General features: G+C 60.4%; 4 protein-coding genes. All 4 read right to left on the reverse strand.

Going from position 1 to position 4,594, the window contains the following annotated elements:
- Positions 1 to 66: 66 nt before the first annotated feature.
- Positions 67 to 633 carry an OmpH family outer membrane protein gene (locus tag Q0248_RS07480; RefSeq protein WP_299321119.1) on the reverse strand — a complete coding sequence of 189 codons (567 nt, stop codon included), beginning with the start codon at positions 631 to 633 and terminating at the stop codon, positions 67 to 69.
- 51 nt (positions 634 to 684) lie between these two features.
- Positions 685 to 1,194, reverse strand: coding sequence for an OmpH family outer membrane protein (locus Q0248_RS07485; RefSeq protein WP_299321121.1), 510 nt, complete (start codon positions 1,192 to 1,194; stop codon positions 685 to 687).
- Between the two features lie 44 nt (positions 1,195 to 1,238).
- Positions 1,239 to 3,980, reverse strand: a complete 2,742-nt coding sequence (locus Q0248_RS07490) for a POTRA domain-containing protein (protein WP_299321122.1) — start codon at positions 3,978 to 3,980, stop codon at positions 1,239 to 1,241.
- A 36-nt stretch (positions 3,981 to 4,016) separates the two neighbouring features.
- Positions 4,017 to 4,594: polyprenyl diphosphate synthase (uppS, locus tag Q0248_RS07495; protein ID WP_299321124.1), on the reverse strand; the 578-nt coding region annotated here is incomplete at its 5' end.

Raw genomic sequence — 4,594 nt, forward strand, 5'->3', positions numbered from 1 at the left:
GAAGCACGATGGCTTCGGGGGGCGCTCCTTTTAGCTTAGCCTAGGGTGTAGGCTGGGCTCGTGGCCTTACTTCTTGGCAGCGGGCTTAGCAGGCGCAGCCACCGCAGGGGCGGGCTTAGCAGCAGCGGCACCAGCCTTGATGCCGAGGGCGTCCTTGACGGCCTGCGTCAGGTCGAGCGCGGTGCTGCCCGTGGCCAGCAGGACGCTGGACTCAAAGATGTAGGCGCAGCCCTGAGCTTCGCATACCTTGTTGATGGCGTTGGTTACCTTGGTGCGGATAGGAGCCATGAGCTTCTCCTGCTCCTTCTGGAGCTCTTCCTGCATCGTCTGGTAGCTGTTCTGCGTGCGGGCATCCATCTCCTGGAGCTCCTGCTGGCGCTTCTTCTTGATCAGGTCAGACATGGTAGCCTCTTCCTTCTGGTAGGCTTCGGCCTTAGCTCTGAACTCGTCCTGCATGCGCTTGATCTCAGCGTCGAAGCTCTTGGCGAGCTCCTGTACACGGGTCGTAGCAGCCTTGACATCAGGCAGTGCCTCCATGACAGCAGCGGTATTGACGATACCGATCTTCTGCTGGGCGTGTGCTGCGAAGCTGAGTGGGAGCATGAGGAGGAGAGAAATCAGAAACTTCTTCATTGTAGCTTGTCTATTACGTTATTTGTGGTTGAATCTTAGTAGGGCTTTGGGCTAGCGCAGGCCGAGCTGAGCGGCGAGCGTGTCGCTGATGTCGAGGCTGGGGTCTGCGTAGACGATCTTGGAGCTGGTACGGTCGATGATGAGCTGGTAGCCCTGCGTGCGTGCCAGCGTCTTCATCGCCTGCCATACCTTGTCCTGGATAGGCTTCATCTGCGTCTCGCGGCGCTTGACGAGCTCACCCTCGGGACCGAAGTAGCGGCGCTTCAGTTCGTAGGCCTGCTTCTCGGCCGAGACGATGGCCTCCTCGCGAGCTTTCTTCTGCTCGGCAGAGAGGAAGGCGATGTCCGTCTGGTAGCTCTTGTAGGCAGCCTGTGCCTTGGTCTCCAGAGCAGAGACCTCGCTCTGCCAGCGCTTGGAGAGCTCCTCGAGCTGCTTGTTCATCAGCTCGTAGGCGGGATCCTTCTTGAGGATGTAGTCCATATCGACGAGGGCGAGCCTCTGCGCTGCGGCGCTGAATACTCCCATGCACATCAGGCAGAGGAGGAAGAGCATCTTCTTCATTGCTGATACGAGTTATTAGCGGTGAGGTAATGATCCCAGGGGGCCTAGAGGTCACGCCCGAGGACGAAGTGGATATTGCTGCCGCCGCGCTCCTGGTAGCCTGTAGGGCGGTCGAAGCCATAGCCCCAGTCGAGCCCGAGGAGGCCGATCATAGGCATCATGACGCGTACGCCGAGGCCTGCCGAGCGCTTGAGGTCAAAGGGATTGTAGCGGCTGATGTCGCGCCAGGCATTCCCCGCCTCGGCGAAGGCCAGCACCCATACGGTGGTGCTCTGCTCGAAGATCAGCGGGTAGCGGAGCTCGAGGGCAGCCTTCATGTAGCTGTAGGCGTAGTCGTAGTTCGCCCCAGCGATCGAGCCGTTCTTGTAGCCGCGTAGGCCGATGGTCTCGTTCATATAGCTCATCGAACCCGACATCATGTCGCCACCCATATAGAACGTCCCGAAGGGCGATCTCTTATACTTGTTGTAGCTGTTGATGATGCCCCCTTCCATGCGCGCCATCAGGACGGGCGTGCGCTTGACGGTCGTGGGGTTCATCAGCGGGATGAAGAGCTTGCCAGAGTACTTCCACTTGTGGTACTCGATGAAGCGGTAGCGGTCGGCCGACGGCAGGTTGGGGTCGGAGTAGTCCTTCTTGTCAAAGAGGGAGTAGGGGGGCGTGAGGCTCACCGAGAGGGAGAACTCGGATCCGCGGCGCGTGTAGACGGGGTTGTCCACGGAGTTGCGGTCGATGCGCAGCTCGAGGTTGATGTCGTTGGCCGAGCCGTGGTGGAAGTTCTCGAAGGTGTTGTACGACCAGTTGTTGAGGCGGTAGTGGGTGTAGTTGAGGGAGGCGGTGAGCTGGAACCAGTTGTCGGGCCAGTTCAGTCGGCGTCCATTGGCGACCGAGAAGCCGATGAGGCTGAGGCTGCGGTCGGAGTCGTAGGCGTTCTCGTAGAGCGTCGAGCTATTGCCGTAGCCATAGTCGCTGCCATAGCCATAGCCACCGTAGCCGTAGCCTCGGCCATAGCCCCCACCGTAGTAGTTGTAGGGATTGTTGTAGCCATAGCCGTAGCCCGAGTTCTGCAGCTGCCCTGAGTAGTAGCGCTGGTCGATGGCCGTGGTGCGGGAGTAGAAGGCACTTACCGAGAGGAGGTTGGGGCGCTTCTTGCCGAACCAGGGGTCACTGAAGGAGACGCTCAGCTGGTTGTAGTAGCGCGCATTGGTCTGCCCCGTGATGGAGAGCTTCTGCCCATCGCCCTGCGGGATGATCCCTCGGTACATGCTCGGGCGGAAGAGGTTCTCGATCGAGAAGTTGGTGAAGGTGAAGCCCACCGAGCCGATGATCCCCGTTTGGCTCCAGCCGATGGAGAGGTTCAGCTGGTCATTGCTCTTGGGCGTCAGGTCGTACTCGATGTCTACCGTCCCAGCCTGGGGGTTGGGTACGGGCTTGGGGATGGACTTCTCCGCGTCGAAGTGCCCGAGCTGATTGAGCATGCGGAAGGAGTTCATCAGGTCCTCGCGGCTGAAGAGCATACCGGGCTTGGTGTAGAGCTCGCGGCGTACGACGTCCTCGTAGACGATATCATTACCACGGATCTTAACCTTGTCGATGGTGGCCTGAGGTCCCTCGGAGATGCGGATGTCGAGCGATACGGAGTCGCCCTCGATGTTGGTCTCGACGGGGTCTACGCCTGCGAAGATGTAGCCATTATTATAGTAGAGGTTGCTCACAGCGTCCTCATCGGTGGAGAGGCGGCTCTCTAGGCGCTTCTGGTCGTAGACGTCGCCTGGGCGGATGCCGAGGACCTGCTCCAGCACCTGGCTGGGGTACTTGGTGTTCCCGACGAAGCGTACATCCTTGATATAGTACTTCTGCCCTTCGCTCAGGCGCAGGTAGATGTCCACCTTGCGCTCGCCTGGGACGGGGACGATGCTATCGGAGAGGAGCTCGGCGTCGCGGTAGCCGTAGGACTGGTACTTCTTGATGAGGTTCTGCAGGTCCTGCTTGTAGTCGGCGTCGACGAACTTCTTTTGACTGAAGATCTTCAGGAGGGAGGACAGTGCGCGCCCTCCGCTTAGGGAGAAGCCCTCATTGGTCTTGCTCAGAGCCATACGTAGCTGGTGGGGCGTCAGCGCTAGGTTGCCATCGAAGTAGATGTTGCGCACCTTGGTCTTGCCACTGCGGTCGATGTCGATCGTGAGATCTACGTAGCCAGGCTGTCCCTCGGTGTCGGTCTGCTCTATGTCCAGGCGCATGTCGCGGTAGCCCTTCTCGTCGTAGTACTTCTTGACGAGCTGGCGGGTGCGGTTGAGCACGTTGGGGGAGACCTGTACGCCCTTGCGTAGGCCGGTGCGCTTCTCCAGCTCCTCACGGTCGCTCTTGGAGATGCCCGTGAAGTTGACCTCGTTGATGCGAGGGCGCTCGGTCAGCTGGATCTCCAGGTAGACCTTGTTGCCGACGTACTTTGTCACGAGGATGCGTGCATTGGAGAAGTAGCCCGCCTGGAGGTAGCGGTTGACCGCCGAGGTCAGGGCAGCGCCAGGGATCTGGATCTCGTCCCCGACGTTGAGCCCCGAGAGGTTCGCCAGGACGAAGTCGTCATAGCTTGTCGAGCCCGTGATCTTGACCTCTGCGATGGTCTTGGTCACGGGGTGCTCGTAGGAGATACGTGGGGCGAGGACGGAGTCTGCAACAGCCTGTGGAGCGCTGACTACGAGGGTGCGTGGGGCACGCGGTGCAGCGGTCGCCGCACCTGCCGTGAGTAGACAGCCTAGGAGGAGTGCAGGGAGTCTCTTGTGCATAGAGTCGTATTATCGTCGGTCGAGCTAGCCCCTAGGCTAGTCCTCGAGTTGTATTTGTTCGCTTGTCTTACCGAAGCGGCGTTCGCGGCTCGCATAGGCTGCGAGGGCCTCGTCGAGGGCCTCCTGGCCGAAGTCTGGCCAGTAGGTCTCAGAGAAGTAGAGCTCGGAGTAGGCGGACTGCCAGAGCAGGTAGTTGCTGATGCGCTCCTCGCCGCCCGTCCGGATCACTAAGTCGGGGTCGGGGTACTCCGCCGTGTCGAGGTAGCTGCTGATGAGCTCCTCGGTGATCTCCTCGGGACGGAGGCGACCAGCGGCAGCCTCAGCGGCGAGGCGCTGGGAGGCGCGGCGGATCTCGTCTCGCGAGGAGTAGCTGAGCGCTAGGATGAGGGTGATCTGCTGCCCGTCTTTGGTCAGCTCGATGCTCTCGGCCAGCGAGTCTTGAGCCTGCTGTGGCAGGCGAGAGAGGTCACCTATGGCGCGCATGCGTACACCCTCGGCGATGAGCTGGGGCGTCTCGGCGTGGATGGCTGAGACGAGGATGCTCATCAGGGCATCCACCTCCTCCTGAGGGCGAGACCAGTTCTCTGTGCTGAAGGTATATACCGTCAGGTACT

It is taken from the genome of uncultured Porphyromonas sp. (assembly GCF_938046015.1).
Lineage (GTDB): Bacteria > Bacteroidota > Bacteroidia > Bacteroidales > Porphyromonadaceae > Porphyromonas.